Genomic DNA, 26953 nt, shown 5'->3' on the forward strand with positions numbered 1-26953 from the left:
CTCATGCCAGCAGGGGTATCAGCAGCAGAGGAATCAGTACGCTGAGGACGAAACGCCCATTCCAGCCGACAGCGATGCGCCAGGGTGACAGCTGGGCGTGGCGGGCCAAGAGTACGGCTGAGGGGCCGTAGGGCGAGAGCAGCATGGCTAGTGAAAACCCGAACAACAGCGCCACAGCCGGTTGCGTCACCGTCAGGCCCTGGCTCGCCAGTTGCGCCAGTAGCGCGGCGCAGAGATTCAACGAGATCAGCGGCGCGACGCCAAGCAACGCCAATGCCATGACCGCCAACGCGCCGACCGCACCCAGCCCGAACAGTGCCATCGGCGTGCTTCCGAGCTGATCCGCAAGATGATGCACCGGCAAGACGGCTGCAACCAACCCGGCCAGTAATGCCGAGCTGGCAAAAATGAATGTCTCGTTGCGCATGCCGATCAATGTTTCGCTGACCTCACTGAGCACCTGGCGCGGCGCAGTCCGCTGCCAGAGCAGGACAGCGATCACGGCGGTCGGCACCGTCAGCATCGCGGCCTGGGTGGCGGAGAGCCAGGTAAAGGCGGCCAGCAGGGCGATCAGCGCGATGCCGATCAGGCTGCCCAACAACAGGCCATTCAGGCGGCCACCGGCTTGCTGGGTGTCCAAGCCGGCATCGACGACCGGGTAGTCCGCCAGCTGCTGCAAGCGACGGTTCTCTACCGGCCAGCCGAACAACAGCAGGATCAAGCCGCCTAGCAGGCCGAAGGGTAATAACGTGCTCCAGCTAATGCCGAGCTCGCGGGTGAGGATCGCCACCGCAACGCTCGTCGGCGCCAGCAAAGGCACCAGGGCGAACCCTCGCAGAGCGGTAACCATCACGCCGCGGCGGCCTTCGCGGCGCTGATGATCGCTGTATGGACGGCGTGCAAGATGATTTTCCAGCGAGCCACATATCAGGTTGAGCATGCCGAAACTGAGCACCGAGCTGATCGCGAATGTGCTCAGCAGATAGCCCGGGTAGAGCCATGTGCGAGGGCCGGCCAGCAGGAGGCGATGCAGCTCGCTGAGTTGCTGCAGACGCTTGACCAGGCAGTGCATCAGACCCAGCGCGCCAATAAAGGCTGCGTAATAGGCGGCTGACGACAACATTCGCGCGCCTTGCTGCCAGGTTGCTTCGCCAGACAGCAGCCAGTAGCCGAGGAGTGCAGCGGTGACGATTCCGAGTCGCCGTGGATAGGGCATCAGCGAGCGCCAATGCCAGATGAAGAACAGGCTCAGCAGGGCGCCGCTGATGACGCTCATCGGCTGAATTCGGGTGATTAGAGCCAGAAGCTCAAAGAACAGAGCCAGTGGCAGCAGCGCGGTCATCTAGGCCGGGAGCTCCCGTCGAAGCGAGCCGCGCTTGAACACGCCCTCGCCGAACGCGATTAATCGATCCTGCTCATCTAGCAAGTCGCAGCTGGCCATAAACACTTTGTGTCCGGATGAGCGGCAACGAGCCTGCGCTCTGATGCGACTTCCCGCTGCAGCAACTGCGCTGAAGTTGATATTCATCGACAGCGTCATCGCGACACGACGGTCTGTCGGGTCGGCTTCCCAAGTGCCGCATAAGCCCATCGCAACATCCATCAAGGTCGCCATGACGCCGCCGTGCATGTTGCTAGCATTGTTCAGATGGCGCGGCAGCAGCGTCAGGGCGAGCGTGGCGTGCTCCGGACCGTAAGCGAGCAGCTCGCAGCCGATGTCTTGAAAGAAACCGGTAACGGAGGCGTGGACTTGCTGGAGTTGGGCGGACGAATAGTCGGAAGCGGACATGGCGCTCGATCACGGATGGCTTGCTATGGAGTCTGGCAGTCTTTAGGCTCAGGTTCAAATAGATGGAACATGGTTTCGCACTGCGGAATATTGGTTGATCATATTTCAGAATTGCAACGCCATCCACTGAGGAGGTTCCCATGTTTTCCCGTATCGGCATTATCGGCGCCGGCGCCATGGGGCGCGGCATCGCACAGCTATTTGCCAGCGCCGGTCAGCAGGTCTGGTTGTATGACGCTCGGCCCGAAACCATCGATCAAGCCCTGCAGTTCAACCGTGAACTGCTTGAGCGCAGTGTGGCCAAGGGACGTTTGGGCGCCGATGAGCTGCCGGCGATTCTGGAGCGCATGCAGCCAGCCCATCAGCTGGCCGAGTTGTCCGGCTGCGATCTGCTGATCGAAGCCATCGTCGAAAACCTGGAAGCCAAGCAGAGCCTGTTTGTTGAGCTTGAAGGTCTGGTTGCGGCCGACGCCGTCCTTGCGACCAATACTTCCTCGTTGTCCGTGACCCGCATTGCCAGTGCCTGCGCGCGGCCTGAGCGGGTGGCTGGGTATCACTTCTTCAATCCTGTGACGCTGATGAAACTTGTCGAAGTGGTGCGCGGCGAGCGCACCGACCCGATGGTCATTGAGCGCTTGGTGCAACTGGCCGAGCACGCGGGGCACTTCCCTGCGATTACGCCGGATACTCCCGGGTTTCTGGTCAATCACGCCGGTCGTGCCTATGGCACCGAGGCGCAGCGCATCCTTAGCGAGGGCATCGCCACGCCGGAACAGATCGATCGTATTTTGCGGGACGGGCCCGGGTTTCGAATGGGCCCGTTCGAATTGTTCGACCTGACCGGGTTGGATATTTCCCACGCGGTGATGGAGTCGGTGCATGACCAGTTCTACTACGATCCGCGCTACACACCGTCTTACCTCGCCGCGCAGCGGGTGGCGGCCGGATTGCTCGGTCGCAAAACCGGCCAGGGCTTCTATCGCTACGAAGACGGCCAGCAGATCCGCACGCCTGAGCCCCGCTTCGAGCCGGTAAGCATCGATCGGCCATTTTGGCTCGACAGTATCGAGCCCGACCTGCGCAGCTCCATCAGATCGGTATTGCAGCAGGCCGGTGCGATTCTCGAGGAGGGTGCCGAGCCTTCGGACCAAGCAATCTGTCTGATCACGCCGCTAGGAGAAGATGCGAGTAGCTGTATCGAGCGCCTGGGGCTGCCCGGCGTGCGTACTGTGGCGCTGGACCTCTTCAGTGACCTTGAAAAACGCCGCGTGCTGATGCGTCAACCAGCGCTCGACCCAGCATTGGAGGCTCAGGCACGCCAGGCGTTGGGAGCTGACGGCGTGCCGGTCGAGGTGATCAACGACTCTCCGGGATTCGTCAGCCAACGCATCGTGGCCAGCATCGTCAACCTTGGCTGTGAGATCGCCCAGAAGGGCATCGCTTCTCCAGAGACGCTCGACCGTGCGGTCACGGTGGCCCTTGGCTATCCAAAGGGACCGCTGGGGTTCGCCGCGCATTACAACCCGGCTCGAATCCTGACTATCCTGGAGGGCATGCAGCGCTGCTATGGTCACGAACCGCGCTATCGTCCGAGCCCTTGGCTACGCCGCCGTGTTCAGCTCGGTCTGCCACTTACGGCTCCGGATCAGGCTCGCTAAAAAGCGGTGGCCTGACGTACGGTCAGGCTTGAGGGCCGCTTAAGGTTGGCCGCGTCCAGCCGCTAACCCGGTAACTCGGGCATGCCGGGCGGCGACGGGTGTGTAATCGTTTCCAGTCCGGCAAGGCCATGTGCCACCAAGGGACAATGTTCTTTGTTGGCAGAGGTGGTACAACGCCTTTTTACCGGACGAAAACAAGAGGCCACCGATGCGCCCTACCTTCCGCCTTCACCCCAAGGCCTGTCTGTTGCACGCAGCGGCCCTGCTGGGCCTGCTGTTGTTTCATGGCTGGATGGAGTTGCCGTTCTATCTGACCGCGATCTCGATCCTGTTGCTTGCCCTATGGCCCTGGTTCGGCCCTTGGCGCAGCGAGGCGGGCATCCCGGTTGCAGAGGACGCCGGCGAGCTGAGTTCCGCTGCGCTGAGCAAGAGCCTCTCCCGGCACACCTGTCATAACGCCCTGTCGGCAGCTCAAGTGTCGTTCAGCGCTGAGCAACTGGCGGCACGGTTGCAGTCACAGCTGGTTGCGGTCAGCGAGATCGCCAATGGCGCCGAGGCGATGACGGCGACCGAACAGGACAGCGCTGCCCGAGCACGGCAGGCGTTAGAAGCGGCCGAAGCCGTGCGGCGTAGCAGCGATAGTGGGCGTGTCGAACTCCAACACGCTATCGAACGCATGCAGCAGCTCAGCGCACAGACCAAGGCCAGCCGCGAACTGCTCGACGGACTCTCGGCGCGCACCGAAGAAATCCGTCAGATCACCGATGTGATTCAGTCCATTGCCAGCCAGACCAACCTGCTCGCACTCAACGCGGCGATCGAGGCGGCACGCGCCGGTGAGGCCGGGCGGGGCTTTGCCGTGGTGGCTGATGAGGTGCGAAACCTGGCCGGTCGCACCAGCAGTGCTACCGAAGAGGTAGGTCGGATGGTTAGCGATATTCGTGAGCAAAGTGGCGCAGTGGTCAGCCATATCCAGAAGCAAGCCAGCGAACTGGACGAAGCCGCCGCACAGATCGCAGGAACAGGAGTTCAGCTCAGTGGAATTGCCGAGTTGGCTGGCAATGTCGAAACCCAGGTGGCGGAAATCGCTGCCGGCACGGCAAGCAATCATGAGCGACTCGCGCAGTTGTTCGTCGCGGTAGAGCAGTTGCGTGGAGACGCTCTGGAGAGCGAGACCCAGACCCGCCAATTGGAGCAGGCCGCAGAGAAGCTGGTAGGGCAGGCGGAAACCGTCAGCGAACAGCTCGCCGAGGTACAGCTCGATGCCTACCACCAGGATGTATACGACCTCGCGCGCGAAGCGGCGGCTGCCATCGGGGCGCGTTTCGAGGCGGATCTGAAGGCCGGGCGCCTGGGTGTCGACGATCTGTTTGATCGCAATTACCGGGCGCAGCCGGGCACCAATCCGATCCGCTACAACACCCGTTTCGATCGTTACGCCGACGAGGTGCTGCCGGCGATCCAGGAACCCCTGCTCGCGCGCAACGATGCGTTAATTTATGCCATCGCGACTACGCCGGATGGCTACGTGCCGACCCACAACCGTGCCTTCAGCCAGCCCCCGGTCGGCGACCCGGAGATCGACAAGGTCAAGAGCCGCAGCAAGCGCTTGTTCAATGACCGTACCGGCGCGCGCTGTGGCAGCCACGAACGCAAGGTGCTGTTGCAGACCTACAGCCGCGATACCGGAGAGCTGATGCATGACCTGTCGGTGCCGATCATGGTGAACAGCCGTCACTGGGGTGGCCTGCGATTGGGCTATCGTCCGGAGCCCTAGCTGAGCCGCTGATTGGCGCAAGCGCCATGACCTTTGGCGCTCAACCACCACTCGACACCGCGCGGCACCTTGCCGAGCTGGCTAAGCTTGCCAGTCAGGCTATTCGGAGCTCGTCCCATGAAAACACTCACCGATCACCTCGCCCAATACGCGGCCTATCACCGGGACCCGCGCAATCTGCTCAGCCATTTCATCGGCATTCCCATGATCGTGCTGGCTGTCGCCGTGCTGCTGTCGCGTCCAGGTGTGGAGGCGTTCGGGCTATGGCTGAGCCCGGTTGCACTGGTCGCGTTGATCTCGACGCTGTTCTATCTTCGGCTGGATGTGCGCTTCGGCGTGCTCATGGGCGCGGTGCTGTTGCTCTGCGTCTGGGTCGGTGCAGCCCTTGCGCAGCAATCAACAGCGCTATGGCTGAGCGCCGGTGGCGGTTTGTTCGTAGTTGGCTGGATTATCCAGTTCATCGGTCACTACTTTGAAGGACGCAAGCCTGCGTTTGTCGACGATCTGACTGGGCTGATCATCGGGCCACTGTTCATTGCTGCTGAGCTGGGCTTCATCTTCGGGCTGCGCGAACCCCTGCGCCACGCGATCGAAGCGCGTGTCGGCCCGGTTCAACTGCGCCAGCAGCCGGCCGATGCCTGACAGGAGGGCGCTCAGTCAGGGGCGAGCGCCATCCATTGATCGCTGAGGCTGCGCGCGTGGCGATCAACCATGATCGGGGCGAACGCGCGGCCTGACGCAGTGTTGAAGCTGTTGTTGCCGCTGTTCATGTCTTCGAGCGCCACCTTGAGGAACTCCCAACGTGTTTTGAGCTTGGCAATGGCCACGTTCGATTTGCCATCCAGCGCAGCCAGTTGCTCGTCGATCGACGGTACGAGGCGGCGCTCGTCCTGGCCGAGGTAGGTATCCGGTTGTTCGCGGGCGGTTTCGAATGAGCCTACATAGGCGCGGCTGAGGTACTGCACAGTGAGGTATTCCACCTTGGCGGGCAGCTCGGCGCGAACGTTGGCGCCTTGCTGGCTGCGCACAGCCGTTAGGAAATCGCGCAGCGCTTTGCTCATCTGCAGCGGCCAGCCCCAAGGCATGTCGTCTTCCTCGCGGCCGAAGCTTGCGCCTTCGCGAAGCGTTGTCTGTAAGGCTTGATGCAATGGGTGCAGATCGTTGCGGGCGCCGGGAAAGCTGTCGACCCTGTCGGCTAGCGCTTTGAGGTCGCTTTCCATTCGGGCCAGGTGCGCCTTCTGGAAACCTTCGCCTCGATAGAGCAATAGGCTGCTGGTCGCTCGGTTGGCGTGGATTTGCATGCTTTCCAGCGCAGTATAGGTTTGAGCATGGGCAGGATTGAGCAGAGCTGGAAACCAGCACGCCAGCAAAACCACCATCCATAGCCATTTGCGATGATTCATGTCGCGCTCCTTTTTATTTTTATAGAAGCAAAGTGCCAGGCGGTTGGACCAGCACGGCATCAGCTCGGCAGCCTAGCCAAGAGGTGGCGCTCTGGTATCACACAAAAGAGCTATTTTTAGATCGGCGGCCGTTTGCGCGGCAAGATTGGCCGAAGTGACACGAAACACCTTGCGCTAGTTGAAGTCGCTCAGAGCATCCGTTCGAGGCCAATCACCCGGCTGAACCAGGCATTGAACCGTCGCCAAGCACCGCCCGGTTCGTGCAGCAAGACCTTTCGCTGCCCGTCATCCTCGGCGATCCAGATCAACCGCCGCACGCCGTTGCGCTCGATCAGTCGCACTTCATAGCTGACGGCGGGCGAAGTGCCCTCCTGCGAGAGTTTGTGCACCTCGCGAGCCAATTCCGGACTGTCGATAAGGATGCCGACTTCGGTGTTCCACAGGACTGAGCGAGGGTCGAAGTTCAGCGAGCCGAGAAAGACCCGCTCCTGGTCGAACACCGCTGCCTTGCTGTGCAGGCTGGATTCGGAATCGCCACTGATACTGAAGCGGGTCTCCTGGTCCGGTTGTCGGCGCAACTCGAACAATCTCACCCCCGCTTTCAGCAGATCGGCCCGATAGGGCGCATAGCCGCCATGCACGGCCGGCACGTCGGTGGCCTCCAGAGAATTGGTCAAGACCTGTACCGCAACGCCGTTCCTGGCGTGTCCGGCGAGGTATTCAGCACCTTGTTCAGTTGGCACGAAATAAGCGGAGATCAGCGTCAGGGATCGTCGCACGCGGTCCATGTTCGGCTGCAGTTGAGTGGTCAGCAGCAGGCTTTCATCTGGAATGCCGGCTGCTTCGATCTTGTCGGGGTGATCCCAAAGCGCTTCGCCAGGCGCCCAAATCAGGTCGGCCAGCCAGTCGCGCGGTGAAGGCTTCTGCGGCCCGCCCATCAAATGCTGATAGCGGCGCTCGTCCTTTTGTCGTTCGGCTTGGAGGTAGCGGGTGATATCGCGGCGCGCCAGTTCAAGCTCGTCCTTGTTGGGCGGGTGACGCAAGAACTGTTGGATTGGCACGCTCAGCGTGTGGTTCCAGTACTGGTCGAAGCTGACCGCCAATTGCTCGGCGACCGGGCCGGCGGCGAGTAGGTCGATGTCAGTGAAGTTGAAACTCTGATCGGCATCGAAGTATTCATCGCCCAGGTTGCGTCCGCCGACGATGGCCAGGCTGCTGTCAGCCAGCATCAGCTTGTTGTGCATGCGGCGGTGTTGTTGGGATAGGTTGAGCAGCCGCCCGAGCGAACGGGTAATCACAGTGCTGCGGCCGATATGCAGGGGGTTGAAGACGTGGATCAGGATGTTCGGGTGTGCCGCCAGAGTGGCGATCTGGTAGTCGCTACCGTCGCTCGTGGTGTCATCGAGCAGCAGCCGTACCCTGACGCCGCGGTCCGCCGCACGCACCACCTCTTCTATGAGCGCGCGGGTGCTCAAGCCATCGTGGACGATGTAGTACTGCACGTCGAGGCTCGTCCTGGCCTGGCGAATCATCTGTATACGCGCCGAAAAGGCTTCGGCACTGTCGGACAGCAGGCGAAATCCGGAGGTGCCCGCAGGCTGCTTTGCCGCCAGCGCCTCGACTTGCTGGGTCAGTGCCGAGTTCTGGTTGGGCAGCGCGTAAGATGTTGGGGCGGGTGTAATCTGGCCGGCACAGCCAACCAGGAATAGCACTGCCACAAGGAGCAGGTGCAGGTGCAAGGTCACTCCTGTCGATTGTTATGTTCCTCGACAGTTTGGACGCCAGCGCAACGGCGAAATTCAGAACTGGTCTTTAAGCCGGTGCCAGAGCATGCCGAGGGCCAGCAGCGGCGAGCGCAGACGCTGACCGCCAGGGAAGGTCGGGTGTGGTACACGGGAGAACAGGTCGAAGCGTCCCTCAAGCTGCCCGCTAATGGCCTCGCCGAGCAGGCGTCCTGCCAGGTGCGTGGCGTTCAGGCCGTGTCCGGCATAGGCCTGGGCGTAGTAGACGTTGGGCTGGTCTGGCAGTCGTCCAATTTGTGGCAGCCGGTTGGCGCCGATGCCAATCATGCCGCCCCATTGGTAATCGATTCGGGTGTTTCGTAGGCGGGGGAACACCTCGAGCATCTTCGGTTGCATGTAGGCGGCGATGTCCTTCGGGTCGCGTCCGGAGTAGTGGCACGCACCGCCGAACAGCAGCCGGCCATCGGCCGACAGGCGGAAGTAGTCCAGCGCCACTCGCTGATCGCAGACCGCCATGTTCTGCGGCAGCAATTCCTGTCTGACGTCCTCGGGAAGCGGCTCGGTGGCAATGATGTAACTGCCGGCCGGTAGCACCTTGCCCGCCAGTGATTTGTTCAGAGAACCCAGGTAAGCATTGCCGGCCAGCACGAGCTGACGGGCACGCACGCAGCCCTGCGCGGTGTGCACCCGAACCTGCTGACCGTAATCGATCCGTTCGACAGCGGATCGCTCGTACAGCTGCACGCCTAGCGATAGGGCTGCTGCTGCTTCGCCCAATGCCAGGTTGAGTGGATGAAGATGGCCCGAGCCCATATCGATCAGGCCGCCCACGTAGCGATCAGAACCGATGACTTCGCCCATCGCGTCTCTTGGCAGGAGCCTCAATGAATGTGGATAGCCCAGACGCTGGAGATCGGCGTAGTCCGCTTCGAAGCCTTCGACGTGCCGTTGTTTCGTTGCCAGATCGCAGTAACCCCAGGTCAGGTCGCAATCGATGGCGTAGCGCTCGATGCGCTCGCGCACGATGTCCACCGCTTCGAAACCCATACGTTTGAGGCTGTCCACGCCCTCGTTACCCAGCACCGGCTGAAACTGCTCGACGTCATGTCCCACTCCACGAATCAGCTGTCCGCCGTTGCGCCCGCTAGCACCCCAACCGATCAGGTGGGCTTCCAGCAGCACCACGGACAGGCCGCGCTCGGCCAGTTCGATAGCCGTGTTGAGGCCGCTGAAGCCGCCCCCGACGATGCAGACGTCCGCCTCCAGCTCGCCTTGCAAGTGCTTGAGATCAAGGGTGCGATTGGTGGTGGCCGCGTAGTAGGACGACGCGTGGTGCTGCGCGTGAGCAGCTGATTGCGGGGTGGTCATGGTCGAGCCTTGGACGGTTTGCATGGACCGAAGGGTAGACCGGATGTTTATTGCAGAGCAAAAGCCGCGCGAGGCTGAAGCAAAACCTTACGGTTCTCGGTTGGCTAACGGCTGACTCCAAAGACTCGTTCGGCTCGGCTTTTTGATGCACCGGGATTGGGGCTGATCTGGCAGCGAACTCTGCTTGGCTTCCGGCTCCTACTCCGGCACCGGCAGTTCCAGCGATTCCTTCACTTCCTCCATCACGATGTAGCTTTTCGACTCACGTACATGCGGCAACTTGAGCAGAATGTCGCCGAGCAACTTGCGGTAGGAGGCCATTTCAGAGATCCGCGCCTTGATCAGGTAGTCAAAGTCCCCCGAAACCAGATGGCACTCCAGCACATGAGGCAGCTTGAGCACGGCACGGCGAAACTCTTCAAAGATATCGCCTGACTTGTAGGCCAGGCTGATCTCGACGAATACCAGCAACCCGCCTTTCAGATGCTGCGGGTTCAGCCTCGCCGTGTAACCCATGATGATGCCTTCGCGCTCCAGACGTCGAACGCGCTCCGTACACGGCGTGGTCGACAGGCCGATGCGCTCGCCCAGCTCGGTAAATGGCATGCGTCCTTCGGCCTGCAACAGGCGAAGGATCTGGCGGTCGATCTTGTCCAGCTCGCGGCGGGTTTGATGCTTAGTGCGCATAGGCGTATCGCCTCTATATATGCAGTTTCAGGCGTGAATAAATCGCAAATATAGCCTGTTATATAGCGAAAACCACTACAAGACGCTTTCTATACTCCGCATTAACAGTGACTCGGAAAAGCCCGGTAGCACGGGTGGGAGACGGCGATGCGTGTTCTGGTAATGGGAAGCGGCGTAATCGGTACCACCGGTGCCTACTATCTGGCGCGGGCTGGCTTCGAGGTCGTGGTGGTTGACCGTCAGCCAGCCGTGGCGATGGAGACGAGCTTCGCCAATGCCGGCCAGGTTTCCCCCGGTTACGCGTCGCCCTGGGCCGCGCCTGGCGTACCCTTGAAGGCCATGAAATGGCTGATGCAACGCCATGCGCCGCTTGCCATCAAGCTCACCGGCGACATTCAGCAATACCTGTGGATGGCTCAGATGCTGCGCAACTGCACGGCAGCGCGCTACGCGGTGAACAAGGAACGCATGGTGCGGCTGTCCGAATACAGTCGCGATTGCCTTGATGAGCTGCGCTTTGAAACTGGTATCGATTATGAAGGCCGGCAATGCGGCACGACCCAACTGTTCCGCACCCAGGCACAGCTCGATAACGCCGCCAAGGACATCGCCGTACTGGATGCTTCCGGCGTGCCCTATGAATTGCTCGATCGCGCCGGTATCGCACACGCCGAGCCGGCGCTGGCGAAGGTCTCGGACAAGCTTAGTGGCGCGCTTCGTTTGCCCAATGACCAGACCGGCGATTGCCAGATGTTCACCACCAAGCTCGCTGACATGGCCCGCGAGCTGGGCGTCGAGTTCCGTTTCAACCAGGACATCCAGCGGCTGCAGTTAGCGGGTGACCAGCTCGAAGGCGTCTGGGTCAACGGCAAGCTGGAAAAGGCCGATCGCTACGTGCTGGCGCTGGGCAGCTACAGCCCGCAGATGCTCAAGCCGCTCGGCATCCGCGCGCCGGTGTACCCGCTCAAGGGCTATTCATTGACCGTGCCGATCAGCGACCCCGCGATGGCGCCGGTTTCCACCGTGCTCGACGAGACCTACAAGGTCGCCATTACCCGTTTCGATCAGCGCATCCGGGTGGGCGGCATGGCCGAAATTGCAGGCCATGACCTCTCGCTCAATACGCGCCGGCGAGAAACGCTGGAAATGGTCGTCGGCGATCTGTTTCCGCAGGGTGGCGATCCGAGTACGGCCGAACTCTGGACCGGCCTGCGGCCGGCCACGCCGGATGGAACGCCGATCATTGGCGGCACACGCTATCGCAACCTGTATCTGAACACCGGGCACGGTACCCTGGGCTGGACCATGGCCTGTGGTTCTGGTCGCTTGCTGGCCGACATGCTGGCGAAAAAGCGCACGCAGATCAGTACCGACGGCCTCGATATTTCCCGCTATGGCACCCAAAAGGAATCGCACAAGCATGCCCATACAGCGCCTGCACACTAACGCTCGCATGAGCCAGATCGTCATCCACGGCAACACGGTTTATCTGGCCGGCCAGGTAGGCGAGGACATGAATGCGGGGATCGAACAACAGACCCGTGAGACGCTCGACAATATCGAACGCCTCCTGCGGCAGGCCGGTACCGATAAGCAGCACATCCTTTCGGTGACCATTTATCTGAAGGACATCGATGCCGATTTCGCCGGCATGAATGCGGTCTGGGATCAGTGGCTGCCGGAAGGCGTCGCGCCGGCGCGTGCCACGGTGGAGGCCAAGCTTTGCGAGCCTGAGATCCTGGTTGAACTGTCGGTTGTGGCCGCATTACCGGCGTAGCCCGATCGCCATCCGGGGCGATCTGTCATTTCGTCCCGTTGTGTTGAAAATACTGAACGCCCTCGCCATCATAGCGACCTCAGCAATCGCTCTTATTGGGGGCTCCCGTATTGGACGTTGGCGTTCGACTGCAAACCATCCGCAAACTCAAGGGCCTGTCCCAACGCGAACTCGCCAAACGTGCGGGCGTCACCAACAGCACGATCTCCATGATCGAGAAGAACAGCGTCAGCCCGTCGATCAGTTCGTTGAAGAAGGTCCTGAGCGGGATTCCAATGTCATTGGTCGAGTTTTTCTCGCCTGATTTCGAGCAGGACAGCGATACCCAGGTGGTCTACAAGGCCGGCGAGCTGATCGATATTTCCGACGGCGCAGTGAGCATGAAGCTTGTCGGCAAAGCGCATCCGGGGCGCGCCATCGCATTTCTCGCCGAAACCTATCCGCCTGGCTCCGATACCGGCACCGACATGCTGGCGCACCAGGGCGAAGAGGCTGGCATGCTGGTCGAGGGACGCCTGGAGCTGACGGTGAGCGGCCAGACCTATTTGCTGGAAACAGGCGACAGTTACTACTTCGAGAGCAGCAAGCCGCATCGCTTTCGTAATCCGTTTGATGCGCCGGCCAAGCTGATCAGCGCGACCACGCCGGCCAACTTCTGACCTGTGCGGCTGGCCCAAGCGACGGACGGGTGCCGCTGCGACAAAGCGTCGCTGAGGATGACAGGGCCTTTCGTATTGTTTCGGCGGGCATGGCTTGCCGTTATACTGACCGCCGCTCGCGATACCGTGGCCGCGGGCGTGTCTAGCCACATGAGGGTATAAGGTGAACCTGATTAAGAAGATCCTGGTAGCACAGACTGCCGTATTGGCCCTGTGGGCAGTGAGCGCTCAGGCTGCGACCAACGACGACATCGCCGAGCGCCTCAAGCCGGTAGGCGAAGTGTGTATTCAAGGTGAAGAATGCGCCGCAGCCGGTCCGGCAGCTGCTGCCGCTGGTGGCGGCGCGCTTAGCGGTGAAGAAGTCGTCGGCAAGTTCTGCAACGCCTGCCACGGCACCGGTCTGCTGAACTCGCCGAAGGTCGGCGATACAGCTGCCTGGCAAGCGCGTGTTGATGAGAAGGGTGGTCTCGATGTGCTGTTGGCCAACGCCATCACCGGCATCAACGCCATGCCGCCCAAAGGCACTTGCGCCAGCTGCTCGGATGACGAGCTGATGGCTGCAATCAAGCAGATGTCCGGGCTCTAAGCTTCAACCGGTCAGACAAAGCCGCCTTCGGGCGGCTTTGTCGTGTCTGGCGGGGAGAAAAGCGGCGCTGCATCGGGTCGAAACTTCAAACCCATTCCCGGGGCCTGCACCGACATCAGGCCTCCGCACGAAGATGAGGTGCCCATGCCCAGTTCTGCCCCGCAGCCCGAGCAATTGCATTTTTCCAGCGACGGTCGTACGCCGAACAGCTCGCATCCGGTGCTGGTGTACCGGCAGTTGCCGCTGGCTGATAGCGACTATGCCGGTGCGTTCGAGAATCTGTTCAATAGCCACCTGTGGCCGGCCCAATGGCGTGCGGGTGTGTACGACTATCACCACTTTCATTCGACCGCTCATGAGGTGCTCGGCGTTTCGCGGGGGGCGGCGCGGCTGATGCTCGGTGGCGAGCAGGGGCAGGAAGTTGAGGTGCGCGCTGGCGACGCGCTGGTGCTGCCGGCCGGCACCGGTCATTGCCAGCTCAGCGCCAGCAATGATTTCGAAGTGGTGGGCGGTTACCCGGTCGAGCAGCAGTACGATCTGCTGCGCCCGGATGAAGCCAGCCATGATGAGGCAAAGGCGCGTGCTCAGCGGGTCAGCGTACCGGTGAGCGATCCGGTTGCCGGCACACAGGGCGCGTTGGTTGATCTGTGGCGTAAGGAATAAGCCGCAGGGAGTGGCGCGGGGCGCTTACTCGACGAACACGACCTGGCCGTCGCTGAGGGCGGCCACGCGAGCCAGGGATTCAACCCGGAAGCCCGCTTCTTCCAGTTCCTGCCGGCCGGCCTGGAAGGACTTCTCGATGACGATGCCAAGCCCGGCGATGCTCGCGCCGGCCTGCTGAATGATCGAAATCAGTCCCTTGGCCGCTTTACCGTTAGCCAGGAAATCGTCGATGACCAACACCCGGTCGTTTGGCGAAAGGTGGTTGGTGGAAATCGCGATGGTGCTCTCGACCTGCTTGGTGAAGGAGTACACCGAGGCCGTCAACAGGTGATCGGTCAGGGTCAGCGACTGATGCTTGCGGGCAAAAATGACCGGCACGCCCAATTCCAGGCCAGCCATGATCGCTGGCGCGATGCCCGAGGCTTCGATGGTGACGATCTTGGTGATCTTCTCGTCGCGGAACCGGCGCGCGAATTCCTGGCCGATCTGCTGCATCAGCACAGGGTCGATCTGATGATTCAGGAAAGCATCGACCTTCAGTACGCGGTCGGAGAGTACGATGCCTTCATTGCGGATCTTCTGTTTCAGCTGTTCCACGAACGCGCTACCTCAAGCGTGAGCGGCCGGGTTTGCCTGACGAATCGGGGCGCTGAAAACCAGTTGGGCGCTGCGCCATGGAGGCGAGCGCCCAGCTCGTTTCGATTCTGCATCCGTCCGTCACTGCGTACCGCAGCCTGGAAAGCCGCGCATTCTCGCTCAATTCTGCTCGCAGGTCCAAGTGGACCGTTCAGTCCGGTGTCTCGATCGACAGGCGGCGGAAACGCGCCGCTTCGCCGTGGTGTTGAAGCACCACGTGGCCTTCGAAGGATTGGGCAAAGCGAGGATAGCCAACGAATTTACTCTGGGTGATGCGTTCCCGCAGCGCCGGCTCATCGAGCCGGTAGCGCAGCACCCGTTGCCCGCCCAGCCAGTGCTCGACTTCGCCGTTGCGAAGGCTCAACGCCGCTTCGATGAACTGTTCGGGCTCAATCTGCGTTTCGAGTTCAGGTCGCAGCAAGCCGTAGAGCGCGCCGTTGCGGGTCGTGGGTTCGCGGCCATCGGGATGGCCGCGGTCATCGAGCAGCTGCATTTCCGGGCCGCTGTGCCAACTGAGATCAGCCCCTTCATCGACGCAACAGAACACACCGGAATTGCCGGCAAAGGGCAGGGCGAATTCGAAGCGCAGGATGAAATTCCGGTAGCGTTGCCGGGATATCAGATCGACGCGCCGCGAACCGGCCACGGCGCAGAGCTCGTCGCCTGCCACACGCCAGCAATCGTGAGGAAAGTCGTCTCCATGCCAGGCGCGCCATTGGGAAGCATCGAGCTGGTGGGGCATCTGGATTACCCGAACAGTTGCTGTTTGCGCCGCAGCCAACGGTAGCCGTACGGCCCGAGGCGGATTTTCAGCGGCGAGCCTTCGGGCTGATCGTAGTTGCTGTCGGCGAGCACATCGACCATGTCCTGCAGATCGTCGGCGGTGATTTCCACTGTGGTTTCCTTGTCGGCCAGGTTGACCAGCATAAGCACGCTGGAGCCGTTGTCGTGGCGGATGGCGAACACCGCCGGATCCTCGACTTCCACCGTCTGCCGCTTGCCGATACCGATTTCACGCAGCCCGACCCGCGTGCGGATCATGTTGCCGGTGCGGGCCATCAGTGAATCGCTGCGCAGGGTCTGGGCGAATACATTGATCTTGTCGTAGGCGAAGGGGCCTTCATCGATCAGCGGCGCCGCCAGCTCGCCGGCGGTGCAGGAAAACCCGGCGTTGGGCTCGTTGGACCACTGCATCGGCGTGCGCACAGCCTGGCGCTCAGGGCGCTCCATGTCGTCGCCCATGCCGATTTCCTCGCCATAGCGGATGATCGGTGTGCCCGGCAGCGAAAACAGTAACGCATGCGTGGCGGCGATTCGGCGCTCATCGCCATCGAGCATCGGCGCGAGCCGCCGCCGAATGCCGCGGTTATACGCGCGCATCTTCGGATCAGGGGCGAAGGTGTCCATCACCTCGTTGCGCTCATCTTCTTTCAGCCGATCCAGGCTCAGCTCGTCATGGTTGCGAATCCACAGTGCGTACTGCGAATGGCTGGGTGGCAGCGGTTGGCTGTTCAAGGCGCGGACCAGCGGTTCGGCCTGTTGCCGGGCCAGCGCCAGGAAGAGGTGGTTGTTGGTCCAAAAATCCAGCAGCAGAGTGACGCGGTCCGCCTCGTCCCCGAAGTACTCGACATACTTTTCCGGGTCGGTGTCGATCTCGCCGAGCAGTACGGTTTCCGGGCGGCGCATGGTGACGAAGTCGCGCATGTGTTCCAGCAGCCAGTAGCCCTTCTTCAGATCGCCGCCGCCGGCCTGGCGCACCATGTGTACCGCCGCATCGATGCGAAAGCCGGACACACCCAGGCGCAGCCAGAACGACATGATCCGCTCGATTTCGTGAATGACCCGCGGGTTGGCGAGGTCCAGGTCCGGCTCGTGCTTGTAGAACAGGTGGCGGTAGTACTGGCCCGCTTCCTCATCCCAGGTCCAGATACTGTCTTCGACCGTCGGAAAGATCGGCGCCATCGAACTGTCCGGCTCATCTGCCCAGATGTAGTAGTCGCGGTACGGCGAATTTCGGTCGCGGCGCGCCTCTTGGAACCATTTGTGCTCGCTGGAGGTGTGTTGCACCAGCAGTTCGACGATCACGTGCAGGCCGAGCTCCTCGGCCTTTTCCAGCAGCGCCACCATGTCAGCCAGATCACCGAATTGCGGGGCGATCTGCAGGTGGTCGGTGACGTCGTAGCCGGCGTCGAGGAACGGCGAAGCGTAGCAGGGCATGATCCAGACGGCGGTGGCACCCAGGCCGCGGATGTAGTCCAGCCGTTCGGTGATGCCGCGCAGGTCGCCGCAGCCGTCGCCGTTGCTGTCACGGAAGAGGGCGGGATCGACCTGATAGATCACCGCGTTGCGATACCAGAGTGGACGCATGCTCAGCTCTCCGCCGGGCGCAGGACCAGCGCCTGCCCGGCTGACAAATTGCCATTGAAGGGTTCGCCTTCACCGACGCCATCGCTGGCGATTTCCACCAGCCAATTAGCGCTTTGGGGAAACGCGTGTGGGTGATCGGCAAAATTGATGCAGACCAGGCGGCAGTCGTCGCCCTGCTGTCGGTGGTAGGCCAGTACATCAGGGTGCGATGGCAGCTCTGCGAAATCGCCGTGGTGCAGCGCCGGGCTGGCCTTGCGCGCGGCGAGCAGGCGCTGGTAGAGCGCAAACATCGAATTCACCGCGCCGGTCTGGCGCTCGGCCGCCAGTTCGTCGGCCTCGGGTGGGAAGGGCAGCCAGGCTGCAGCGCCATCCCAGCCATGCGGCGGCTCAGCCTGCCAGGGAATCGGCGCCCGGCAACCATCACGGCCGCCCGGATCGACACGGGTCTCGGCAGTGATCACCGCGTCTTCCAGCCCCAGCTCCTCGCCCTGATAGATGAAGGGTGTGCCACGCAAGGTCAGCAGCAGCACTGCGGCGGCACGGGAGGCCCGTTCGGAGCCTTGATAGCGGCTGCGCTGGCGCACATTGTCGTGGTTGGACAGGACCCAGGTGGGCCAGGCGCCGGCCGGTTGCAGCCAGAGCTGCACATCGCGGATGCAGGTGCGAAACAGCACAGGGTCCCAGGGCGCGTCGAGCGGGTTGAAGTTGAAGGCCAGGTGCAGCTCGTCGCCGGCGCCGTAGTACTGCAGCACGCGTTCGGTGGAACGGATATTCACCTCGCCCACCAGCATGCGGTCGCCGGGGTAGCTGTCGACCAGCTTGCGCAAGCCGCGCAGCACTTCGTGGCTGTAGGGCTGGTCATTGAAATCTGACAGCGGTTGGCCAGCCTGGCAGCGCGGGTCGTCGGCGAAGCTCGGGTCCTTACCGGTGCAATGGATGACGTCGATGCGAAAACCGTCGATGCCGCGATCAAGCCAGAAGCGCAGCACGTCGTGCATCGCCTCCACCACTTCGGGGTTGCGCCAGTTCAGATCCGGCTGCTTGGCGAGGAACAGGTGCAGGTAGTACTGCTGGGTCTGCTCATCCCAGGTCCAGGCGCTGCCGGCGCCCAGCGCGGCACGCCAGTTGTTGGGCTCGTCACGCCAGATGTACCAGTCACGCTTCGGGTTGTCCCGCGAACTGCGCGACTCGACGAACCAGGGATGCTCGTCGGAAGTGTGATTGGGCACGAAGTCCAGCAACACCCGGATGTCGCGCGCATGGGCCTCGGCGATCAGCCGGTCGATATCGCTCAGCGAACCGAACAGGGGGTCGATGTCGCAGTAATCGCTGATGTCGTAGCCGGCGTCGGCCATTGGCGAGCGGAAGATCGGCGACAGCCACAGTGCGTCGACGCCGAGCTGCTGCAGATGGTCGAGATGCCGCAGTACGCCGTTGAGGTCGCCAATGCCGTCGCCGTTGCTGTCAGCGAAGGACCTTGGATAGATCTGATAAATGGTGGCGCCTTTCCACCAGGGTGCTGGGGATGACTCGCTCATTGCTCGTGAACCCTTTTCCGGAATGCGGCAAGCCCGGCGCAACGGGCCTGTGAGAGTTACGACTGACGAGCGGTGCCTGGGTTTCCCCGGTTCATTGATCTCCGTCGGACGGTACTGAACGCCACCGCGGATACTCCGACTAACCTTCACCAGCCTCAACGACCCAGGAGAGCACCATGTTGCGAGTTGCTATCAATGGTTATGGCCGTATCGGCCGAGCTGTACTGCGAGCCCTGTTCGAGCGAAACCTGGAAAACCAGATTCACATCGAAGCGATCAACGACCTCAGCGAGCGCTCGGCGATGGCGCATCTGACGCGCTTCGATACCACCTTCGGCCGTTTCCACGGCCAGGTCGATTTGCGCGATGACGTGATGCAGATCCGTGGCCAGTCGATCCGCCTGCTCCAGGAACGCGATCCGACGCAGCTGCCATGGAAACAGTTGGGTGTCGACGTGGTGCTGGAGTGCTCGGGGAAATTCAAGAAGCGCGACCTGATCGATCAGCACCTGCAAGCCGGTGCCCAGCGGGTGTTCGCCTCGCACCCACTGGACGGCGCTGATCTGACGGTCGTCTACGGCGTCAACCATGAGCTGCTCGACAGCAGCCATCGTGTGATCTCCAACGCCTCCTGCACCACCAATTGCCTGGCGCCGCTGGCCAAGGTGCTACATGAGTCAGTGGGGATCCGCCAGGGCCTGCTGAACACGGTGCACTCCTACACGAATGACCAGAGCCTGCTCGACAAGGCGCACAAGGATCTCTACCGCGCCCGTGCCGCAGCCGAATCGATTATTCCGTCGACCACCGGTGCGGCCAAGGCTATCGGTCTGGTGTTGCCCGAGCTGGCCGGGCGTCTGGACGGGCTGGCGGTTCGGGTGCCGACACCGAACGTGTCGCTGGTCGACCTCACCTTCACCGCCGAGCGTGCACCGGGAAGCGTCGAGGCGATCAACCAGATTCTCCGTGACGGCGCCCAGAAAATGCCGCTCGGCGTCATGGAGTGCAACGACCTGCCGCTGGTCTCGCGCGATTTCTTCGGTCACCCGACCTCGTGCGTAGCCGACCTCAGCCACACGCGCGTACAGGGCGACCTGGTCAAAGTGCTGGCCTGGTACGACAACGAATGGGCCTTCTCCAACCGCATGCTCGACGTGCTGCTCCATTGGGGCGACGGTAATGCGCAGGCTAGCTGACGGATCGACCGGATGAGCGATGAGGCGAGCATCTGGACGCAACGGCTGGCCGATTTCCGGGCGGCTACGGCGGCCAACCAGCCAACGCCCGGTTGCGGTGCGGCCGCTGCTGTTACGGCCGATATCGGGCTTGCGTTGGTGCTCAAGGGTCTGCGTATCAGCGAGGCCCACGGGTCCGATCCGACTCGCCGCGCGCTGTTGCAAGCGGCGGAAGCACTGTCGGGCAGGCCCGGCACGTTCGCGGATGATGACGTCCAGGCTTTCGGGGACTACCTCAATGCTGCTCGGAACGGTGAACCCGAACAGAAGCAGGCCGCGTCTCGTCAGGCTTGTGCCGTGCCGCTGGCTTTGGCGCACTGCTGCCTGGAGGCGCTCGAGCTGGCGGTTGATGCTTGGCCATGTACCGACCCGAACGTGCAAAGCGATGCCCAGGCCGGCGCCGTGCTCATTCATGCCGGGCTCAGCGCAGCCTTGATTAATGTCGATGCGGATATGGCAAGTATCGAAGACGCCGCCACCCGTGATCAGGCCGCGCAGACTCGCACGCGCTTGCAGGCTGAGGGCGACGACCTGTTGCAGCGTCTGCTCGGTCAGGCGCTGTCCCGTTCGCAGTGCAGATGATCGCCAGCAAGCTGGCTCCTACGAAAAGCCTGTGTCAGCTGTCATGCACGGTCTTGTAGGCGTCCCCTTGCTGTCGATCTAACTACGCTCGGAAAAGGCAGGGGGTTATGCGGCAGTGGCATAACAAACCCCACATTCCTGTAGGAGCCAGCTTGCTGGCGATCCGGGCCCGCTCCCTCGTCACGTTCATCAAGTATCCATACGGCCCTGGCATACCACCACCTCCGATAACGAGAATAAACGTCTCGTTTTAGCTTGACGCTTGTCGTCATTGTTTCTAGTCTCGAGGGCAACTGAGACGAACTTTCTCAATCGAGACCTGAAGTTTTCTTATGCAATCCGTTCATATAGCGCCTCATCTGGCTGGCCTTTAGACCTGTCCGAGCGCAGCGCGAAACCTAATCGGAGAAGCCAATGAGCCATCGCATCGTCCTGCCGCGCCTGATGGAAGTCGGCGCCGGCGCCAGTCAGCAGATCGTCTCTGTGCTGCATAACCTTGGCTGCAAACGACCACTGATCGTGACCGACCGGATGATGGTCGAGCTGGGCTATGTCGCCCGAATCAGCGAGATCCTGGCCAACGCGGATATTCCCAGCGACTGCTTTGCCGACACGCTGCCGGAGCCGACTGCGGCATCGATTCGTGCCGGCGTCGAGATGGTGCGTCAGGGTGATTACGATTCGATCATCGCCCTCGGTGGCGGGAGCCCCATCGATTCGGCCAAGGCCATCGGCATTCTTGGCAAATTCGGTGGCGAGATGCGCGACTACCGTTTCCCGCGTGACGTCAGCGAGGCAGGTCTGCCGCTGATCGCTATTCCGACTACAGCGGGCACCGGCTCGGAAGCGACCCGTTTCACCATCATCACCGACGAGACCAGCGACGAGAAAATGCTCTGCGCCGGCCTCGGTTTCATGCCGGTCGCCGCGCTGATCGATTACGAGCTGACCCTGTCGCTGCCGCCGCGGGTTACTGCCGATACTGGCATCGACGCGCTGACCCACGCCATCGAGGCTTACGTCAGCCGCAAGGCAAGCCTCTACAGCGATGCCCAGGCCCTGCAGGCCATGCGCTTGCTGGCGCCGAATCTGCGTGCGGCCTATCACGAGCCGAGCAACCGCCAGGCCCGCGAGGCAATGATGTTGGGTGCGACCCTGGCTGGCATTGCCTTCTCCAATGCATCGGTGGCGCTGGTGCATGGCATGAGCCGGCCCATCGGTGCGTTTTTCCATGTGCCGCACGGGCTGTCCAACGCCATGCTGCTGCCGGCGATCACCGCGTTCTCGATTCCCTCCGCGCCGGAGCGTTATGCCGACTGCGCGCGTGCCATGGGCGTGGCGGACGAGGGCGACAGCGTCGAGGCAGCCAACGAAAAGCTGCTGACCGAGTTGCGCGCAATCAACAAGGAACTGCAGGTGCCCAGCCCCGAGCAGTTCGGCATCACCCGTGAGCGCTTCTTCGAACTGCGCGAAACCATGGCAAAGCAGGCGCTGGCCTCGGGTTCGCCCGGCAACAACCCGCGGGTGCCCACGGAAGCTGAAATCATCGACCTCTACGAAATCGTCTGGAACCAGGAGTGACCCATGCAGACCCTCGGTAATCTGATCAACAACGAGGCGGTCGCTGGCCGTTCCGAACGCCATTCGACCGTTTACAACCCCGCTACCGGTGAGCCACGTCTTTACGTCTCGCTGTCCTCGGCCGACGAAACCCGTGAAGCCATCGCTGCCGCCCAAGCTGCGTTCGAAGGCTGGTCCAAGACGCCCCCGCTGGTCCGGGCTCGCGTGATGTTTCGCTTCAAGGCGCTGCTCGAAGAACGGCGCGACGACGTCGCCCGGCTGATCTCGCTGGAGCACGGCAAGGTGTTCTCCGATGCCCAGGGCGAAGTGACCCGCGGCCTCGAAGTGGTGGAGTTCGCCTGCGGCATTCCGCACCTGCTCAAGGGCGAGTTCTCGCCCAACGTTGGGCGCGATATCGATTCCAACTCGCTGATGCAGCCGCTGGGCGTCTGTGTCGGCATCACGCCTTTCAACTTCCCGGCCATGGTGCCGCTGTGGATGCTGCCGGTGGCCATCGCCTGCGGTAACACCTTCGTCCTCAAGCCGTCGGAGAAGGACCCGAGCGCAACCATGCTGCTCGGTGAATTGCTGGCCGAAGCCGGGCTGCCCGCAGGCGTGCTGAATATTGTCAATGGCGACAAGGAGGCCGTGGACGTGCTGCTGACGGATGAGCGCGTGCAATCGGTGAGCTTCGTCGGCTCGACGCCCATCGCCGAATACATCTACAGCACTGCGTCGGCCCACGGCAAACGCTGCCAGGCGCTGGGCGGCGCGAAGAACCACATGGTGATCATGCCTGACGCCGATCCGCAGCAAGTGGTCGGCTCGTTGATGGGTGCCGCCTATGGCTCGGCAGGCGAGCGCTGCATGGCGATCTCGGTCGCGGTCTGTGTCGGTGATGAGGTGGCGGACAACCTGGTCGAGATGCTCAAAGGCGAAATTAGCCAGATGCGCACCGGCCCGGGCACGGGCGTCGAACCCGAGCCGCACATGGGGCCACTGGTCACACGCGAACATCAGCAGAAGGTGTCCGGCTACATCGATCTGGGGGTGGAAGAAGGCGCGACCCTGGTCTGTGACGGGCGTGGGCTGACGGTCGAGGGTTACGAGAACGGCTTTTATGTCGGCCCGACACTGTTCGACCGGGTGACACCGCAGATGCGTATCTACAAGGAGGAAATCTTCGGTCCGGTCTTGGCGGTCGTACGCGTCAACACCTTCGACGAAGCGTTGAAGCTGGTCAATGACCACGAGTTCGGCAACGGCACCTCGATCTTCACCCGTGACGGCGACACCGCGCGTCAGTACGAGGAGGAGGTCAAGGTCGGAATGGTGGGCGTCAACGTGCCAATCCCGGTGCCAATGGCCTTCCATTGCTTCGGTGGTTGGAAGCGCTCGATCTTCGGCCCGCTGAACATGCATGGCCCTGACGGTGTGCGTTTCTTCACTCGGATGAAGACCGTGACTCGGCGCTGGCCGACCGGTATCCGTGCGGGTGCGGATTTTTCGATGCCGACTATGAAGTAGACATCGCGGCGTCGTAGGGTGGGCTTCAGCCCACCGATCGGCAGCGGCAAGGCGTAACTGCTGACGAAGCGTGCTCGTTCTGATTCGCGTGCCGACGCGCATGGTTTTTGCGGCTGGTGGGCTGAAGCCCACCCTACCGATTACGCTGCGGGCCCCGCGCTCCGTGCTGGTCCGCGATCTATCCTTTAGACTTTGCCGCCCTTCGGGCGGCTGTTTTCTTCTACTGCAACGGGATTGACCATGCGCAGTACCCCCCGTGAAAAAGGTTCATCCATTACCCGCGTGCTCGAGATCATCGAAGCCGTAGCCAGCGCCGCGGAGCCGCTGACCCCAAGTGCATTGGCGGACAAGCTGGACATCCCCAAGCCGAGCGCCCACCGCTTGGTGCAGACTCTGGAGAAGGAGGGCTTCCTGCAGTTCGGCCTCAAAGGCGGCCTGCTGCCGGGCGATCGGTTGCATGCGACGGCGGTGAATATCCTCGGCAGTGGTCGTCACAAGGCGTTGCGCCAGGCGATCCTGCGGCAGTTGTCCGATGAGATCGGGGAAACCTGCGGCTTGTCGGTGCCGGATGGCCTGGACATGCTCTATTTTGATCGCGTGCAGACCAATTGGCCGCTGCAGATCAACCTGCCCATCGGTAGCCACACGCCGCTCTGGTGCACGGCCAGCGGCAAGCTTTACCTGGCCTCGCTGCCGGACGATCAACTGGAGCGCATCCTGCCCAGGCTGCCGATCCGGCAGATGGCGCGCAACACAGTCACCGATTTGAGTGCCTTGCGTGACGACCTGGTGCGGATACGTGAAGAGGGTCTGGCCACCGATTCGGAGGAGTTCATCGACGGCATGGTCGCCTGCGCCGTCCCAGTGAGCGATGCCCGCGGCGAATTGAGCGCCTGTTTGTTTACCCATGCACCGGTGATTCGTTGTTCGATGGAATCACTGCTCAGCTTCGTACCGCGCCTGCGTGCGGCGGCGAAGGAGCTCGAGGCGATCGTCTCCGGCTGATAGCCCGCGCGGTATGCCAAACGACAAGACGGCCCCAAACTGACTGTAGGAGCCAGCTTGCTGGCGATCCGCGGCCCCGCGAATGCCATGATCGCGAGCAAGCTCGCTCCTACATAAAGCGCAGCAGCGCCGTTCGATGTTGCGGGTGTCGCCAGCAGGTAGGTTGGATGACGCTCTTTTCATCCACCGTGATCCCGCTCGGTGGAGCGCCACTCCACGAATGGGTAAAGCGCCACCCGGTGGATCGCCACCCGGTGGATCGCCATCCGGTATATCGTTCCCAGTGGATCGGTGAAGCGTGATCCACCCAACGTTTGCTTGAGTCGTGCAGGTGGTGCCGTTACTTCTTCAACATCGCCCGCATCGCCGCCAGCGCGTCGTTGCCGCGGGCGGCTTTCACCTCTACCGGCGCGTCTTCCTGGCCTTCCCATTCCAGGTCTTCCTGGGGCAGCTCGTCGAGGAAGCGGCTGGGCATGCACTCGATGATCTCGCCGTACTGTTTGCGCTTGGCGGCAAAGGTCATGGCCAGGTTCTGCCGTGCGCGAGTGATGCCCACATAGGCCAGGCGGCGCTCTTCCTCGATGGTGTCGGCTTCGATGCTGGAGCGGTGCGGGAGGATTTCTTCCTCCATGCCAAGGATGAAGACATAGGGGAATTCAAGTCCTTTGGACGCGTGCAGGGTCATCATCTGCACGCCGTCAGCGCCTTCCTCCTCTTCCTGCTGACGTTCGAGCATGTCGCGCAGCACCAGTTTGGCGATGGCTTCCTCGATGGTCATCTCGCCTTCTTCGTCTTTCTCCAGCGTGTTTTTCAGCGCATCGATGAGGAACCAGACATTGCCCATGCGGAAGTCCGCGGCCTTGTCGCTGGAGGTCTGCTGGCGCACCCAGGTCTCGTAATCGATGTCCATGACCATGCTGCGCAGCGCGGCGATTGGGTCGTTCTGCGCGCACTGCATGCGCAGGTTGTCCATGTAGCGCTTGAAGCGGGACAGCCGGTCGGTGAAGCGGCTGTCGAGGTGTTCACCAAGACCCAGCTCGTCGCAGGCGGTGTACATGGAAATCTTGCGCGTGGTGGCGTAGTTGCCGAGTTTTTCCAGAGTGGTCGAACCGATTTCCCGGCGCGGCACGTTAATCACCCGCAGGAAGGCGTTGTCATCGTCCGGATTGACCAGCAAGCGGAAGTAGCTCATCAGGTCCTTTACTTCCTGGCGGGCAAAGAAGCTGGTGCCGCCCGACAATCGATAGGGGATCTGGTGGTGCTGCAACTTCAGCTCGATCAGCTTGGCCTGGTAGTTGCCGCGGTAGAGAATCGCGAAATCACTGTAGGGCCGCTGGGTCTTCAGGTGCAGGGTGAGAATTTCCATCGCCACGCGCTCGGCCTCGGCTTCCTCGTTGCGGCAGCGAATCACCCGGATCGCGTCGCCATGCCCCATCTCCGACCAAAGCTGTTTCTCGAAGGCGTGCGGGTTGTTGGCGATCAGCACGTTCGCGCATTTAAGGATTCGGCTGGTGGAGCGGTAGTTCTGCTCGAGCATCACCACCTTCAGCGAGGGGAAGTCGTCCTTCAGCTGCATCAGGTTTTCCGGCCGCGCGCCGCGCCAGGCGTAGATCGACTGGTCGTCGTCGCCCACCACCGTAAAGTGGGCGCGCTCCTGCACCAGCAGCTTCACCAGCAAATACTGGCTGGCGTTGGTGTCCTGGTATTCATCGACCAGCATGTAGCGGACCTTGTTGCGCCACTTCTCCAGCACCTCGGGGTGGTTCTGGAACAGCTTCACCGGCTGCATGATGAGGTCGTCGAAGTCCACCGCGTTGTAGGCTTTGAGCGTGCGCTGGTAGTGGGTGTAGACGATGGCGGCGGTTTGTTCCTTCGGGTTGCGCGCGTTGGCCAACGCTTCTTCGGGAATGATCAGGTCATTCTTCCAGCTGCCGATGTAGCCCTTGATCTCGTCCACGCCGTCATCGCCGGCGTATTCCTTCTGCATGATGTCGGTCAGCAGCGCCTTGATGTCACCTTCGTCGAAGATTGAAAAGCCGGGCTTGTAACCCAACTTGGCGTATTCCTTGCGAATGATGTTCAGGCCGAGGTTGTGGAAGGTCGAAACCGTCAGGCCGCGGCCTTCTCCGCCGCGTAGCAGGCTGCTGACGCGCTCCTTCATCTCGCGGGCGGCCTTGTTGGTGAAGGTCACGGCGACGATGTACTGAGCGCGAATGCCGCATTGCTGGATCAGGTAGGCGATCTTGCGAGTGATCACGCTGGTCTTGCCGGAGCCGGCGCCGGCGAGCACCAGCATGGGGCCGCCGACGTAGTTCACGGCTTCCTGCTGCCGGGGATTGAGTCGGGACATCGTCGTTTGGTCTATCGAAACGGGGGCGAGAGTTTAGCAGGGCT

The 26953-nt window shown here is 62.0% G+C and carries 24 protein-coding genes; 13 read left to right on the forward strand and 11 right to left on the reverse strand.

All coding sequences use genetic code 11. The features are described 5' to 3' along the window. Position 1 precedes the first annotated feature (1 nt). A complete protein-coding gene (locus tag ACQKEK_RS14720; protein WP_128120222.1) occupies positions 2 to 1342 on the reverse strand; it encodes a hypothetical protein in 1341 nt (446 codons plus the stop codon). Then, complete coding sequence (locus tag ACQKEK_RS14725) at positions 1343 to 1789, reverse strand: PaaI family thioesterase (RefSeq protein ID WP_499137330.1); 447 nt, start codon at positions 1787 to 1789, stop codon at positions 1343 to 1345. A 140-nt stretch (positions 1790 to 1929) separates the two neighbouring features. Here ACQKEK_RS14725 and ACQKEK_RS14730 point away from each other — a divergent pair, with 140 nt between their 5' ends. The 3 genes from ACQKEK_RS14730 (at position 1930) to ACQKEK_RS14740 (ending at position 5866) form a co-directional block, all read left to right on the forward strand. Further along, entirely contained in the window at positions 1930 to 3447 is a 1518-nt protein-coding gene (locus ACQKEK_RS14730; protein ID WP_499143589.1) for a 3-hydroxyacyl-CoA dehydrogenase, read from the forward strand. A 559-nt stretch (positions 3448 to 4006) separates the two neighbouring features. Beyond that, complete coding sequence (locus tag ACQKEK_RS14735) at positions 4007 to 5224, forward strand: methyl-accepting chemotaxis protein (RefSeq protein ID WP_499143684.1); 1218 nt, start codon at positions 4007 to 4009, stop codon at positions 5222 to 5224. A 117-nt stretch (positions 5225 to 5341) separates the two neighbouring features. Beyond that, positions 5342 to 5866, forward strand: coding sequence for an Mpo1 family 2-hydroxy fatty acid dioxygenase (locus ACQKEK_RS14740; RefSeq protein ID WP_499143590.1), 525 nt, complete (start codon positions 5342 to 5344; stop codon positions 5864 to 5866). An 11-nt stretch (positions 5867 to 5877) separates the two neighbouring features. Here ACQKEK_RS14740 and ACQKEK_RS14745 read toward each other — a convergent pair whose 3' ends face one another. From ACQKEK_RS14745 to ACQKEK_RS14760, 4 genes are all read right to left on the reverse strand, one after another. Further along, positions 5878 to 6627, reverse strand: a complete 750-nt coding sequence (locus ACQKEK_RS14745; protein ID WP_499143591.1) for a hypothetical protein — start codon at positions 6625 to 6627, stop codon at positions 5878 to 5880. A 188-nt stretch (positions 6628 to 6815) separates the two neighbouring features. Further along, entirely contained in the window at positions 6816 to 8366 is a 1551-nt protein-coding gene (locus ACQKEK_RS14750; protein ID WP_499143592.1) for a phospholipase D family protein, read from the reverse strand. Positions 8367 to 8426: 60 nt separating this feature from the next. Then, the gene (locus ACQKEK_RS14755) at positions 8427 to 9737 is read right to left on the reverse strand and encodes an NAD(P)/FAD-dependent oxidoreductase (protein WP_499143593.1); all 1311 of its coding nucleotides are present in this window, start codon (positions 9735 to 9737) and stop codon (positions 8427 to 8429) included. 198 nt (positions 9738 to 9935) lie between these two features. Beyond that, a complete protein-coding gene (locus ACQKEK_RS14760; RefSeq protein WP_045431082.1) occupies positions 9936 to 10424 on the reverse strand; it encodes an Lrp/AsnC ligand binding domain-containing protein in 489 nt (162 codons plus the stop codon). Between the two features lie 147 nt (positions 10425 to 10571). Between ACQKEK_RS14760 and dadA the strand changes: the two genes are divergently transcribed. From dadA to ACQKEK_RS14785, 5 genes are all read left to right on the forward strand, one after another. Then, the gene (gene dadA, locus ACQKEK_RS14765) at positions 10572 to 11870 is read left to right on the forward strand and encodes a D-amino acid dehydrogenase (protein WP_499143594.1); all 1299 of its coding nucleotides are present in this window, start codon (positions 10572 to 10574) and stop codon (positions 11868 to 11870) included. Next, positions 11845 to 12201 (forward strand): RidA family protein, encoded by a 357-nt coding sequence (locus ACQKEK_RS14770; protein WP_045431075.1) that lies wholly within the window; start codon positions 11845 to 11847, stop codon positions 12199 to 12201. Before dadA ends, ACQKEK_RS14770 begins: the two co-directional genes overlap by 26 nt. A 110-nt stretch (positions 12202 to 12311) precedes the next feature. Beyond that, on the forward strand, positions 12312 to 12860 hold the full coding sequence (locus tag ACQKEK_RS14775; protein ID WP_046162958.1) for a cupin domain-containing protein: 549 nt from the start codon (positions 12312 to 12314) through the stop codon (positions 12858 to 12860). A 163-nt stretch (positions 12861 to 13023) separates the two neighbouring features. Next, complete coding sequence (locus ACQKEK_RS14780) at positions 13024 to 13446, forward strand: c-type cytochrome (RefSeq protein ID WP_499143595.1); 423 nt, start codon at positions 13024 to 13026, stop codon at positions 13444 to 13446. Between the two features lie 144 nt (positions 13447 to 13590). Next, positions 13591 to 14109: a cupin domain-containing protein gene (locus ACQKEK_RS14785; RefSeq protein WP_499143596.1), complete on the forward strand. Its 519-nt coding sequence runs from the start codon at positions 13591 to 13593 to the stop codon at positions 14107 to 14109. Between the two features lie 24 nt (positions 14110 to 14133). Here ACQKEK_RS14785 and ACQKEK_RS14790 read toward each other — a convergent pair whose 3' ends face one another. From ACQKEK_RS14790 to ACQKEK_RS14805, 4 genes are all read right to left on the reverse strand, one after another. Continuing rightward, positions 14134 to 14706: a xanthine phosphoribosyltransferase gene (locus ACQKEK_RS14790; protein ID WP_045431064.1), complete on the reverse strand. Its 573-nt coding sequence runs from the start codon at positions 14704 to 14706 to the stop codon at positions 14134 to 14136. A 190-nt stretch (positions 14707 to 14896) separates the two neighbouring features. After that, positions 14897 to 15487, reverse strand: coding sequence for a 3-keto-disaccharide hydrolase (locus ACQKEK_RS14795; RefSeq protein ID WP_499143597.1), 591 nt, complete (start codon positions 15485 to 15487; stop codon positions 14897 to 14899). Positions 15488 to 15492: 5 nt separating this feature from the next. Then, the gene (locus ACQKEK_RS14800; RefSeq protein ID WP_499143598.1) at positions 15493 to 17112 is read right to left on the reverse strand and encodes an alpha-amylase family protein; all 1620 of its coding nucleotides are present in this window, start codon (positions 17110 to 17112) and stop codon (positions 15493 to 15495) included. 2 nt (positions 17113 to 17114) lie between these two features. Continuing rightward, entirely contained in the window at positions 17115 to 18650 is a 1536-nt protein-coding gene (locus ACQKEK_RS14805) for an alpha-amylase family glycosyl hydrolase (protein WP_499143599.1), read from the reverse strand. A gap of 176 nt (positions 18651 to 18826) precedes the next feature. Between ACQKEK_RS14805 and gap the strand changes: the two genes are divergently transcribed. From gap to ACQKEK_RS14830, 5 genes are all read left to right on the forward strand, one after another. After that, positions 18827 to 19846, forward strand: coding sequence for a type I glyceraldehyde-3-phosphate dehydrogenase (gap, locus tag ACQKEK_RS14810; RefSeq protein ID WP_499143600.1), 1020 nt, complete (start codon positions 18827 to 18829; stop codon positions 19844 to 19846). Positions 19847 to 19858: 12 nt separating this feature from the next. After that, entirely contained in the window at positions 19859 to 20467 is a 609-nt protein-coding gene (locus ACQKEK_RS14815; RefSeq protein ID WP_499143601.1) for a cyclodeaminase/cyclohydrolase family protein, read from the forward strand. 414 nt (positions 20468 to 20881) lie between these two features. Further along, positions 20882 to 22048 carry an iron-containing alcohol dehydrogenase gene (locus ACQKEK_RS14820; RefSeq protein ID WP_499143602.1) on the forward strand — a complete coding sequence of 389 codons (1167 nt, stop codon included), beginning with the start codon at positions 20882 to 20884 and terminating at the stop codon, positions 22046 to 22048. A 3-nt stretch (positions 22049 to 22051) separates the two neighbouring features. Continuing rightward, the gene (locus ACQKEK_RS14825; RefSeq protein WP_499143603.1) at positions 22052 to 23554 is read left to right on the forward strand and encodes a CoA-acylating methylmalonate-semialdehyde dehydrogenase; all 1503 of its coding nucleotides are present in this window, start codon (positions 22052 to 22054) and stop codon (positions 23552 to 23554) included. A 240-nt stretch (positions 23555 to 23794) separates the two neighbouring features. After that, positions 23795 to 24559, forward strand: coding sequence for an IclR family transcriptional regulator (locus ACQKEK_RS14830; protein ID WP_499143604.1), 765 nt, complete (start codon positions 23795 to 23797; stop codon positions 24557 to 24559). 340 nt (positions 24560 to 24899) lie between these two features. Here ACQKEK_RS14830 and rep read toward each other — a convergent pair whose 3' ends face one another. Next, positions 24900 to 26909: a DNA helicase Rep gene (gene rep, locus ACQKEK_RS14835; protein ID WP_128120239.1), complete on the reverse strand. Its 2010-nt coding sequence runs from the start codon at positions 26907 to 26909 to the stop codon at positions 24900 to 24902. Positions 26910 to 26953: the final 44 nt, after the last annotated feature.

Origin of the sequence: Pseudomonas sp. NPDC077408 (genome assembly GCF_050269105.1) — a bacterium.
Lineage (GTDB): Bacteria > Pseudomonadota > Gammaproteobacteria > Pseudomonadales > Pseudomonadaceae > Stutzerimonas.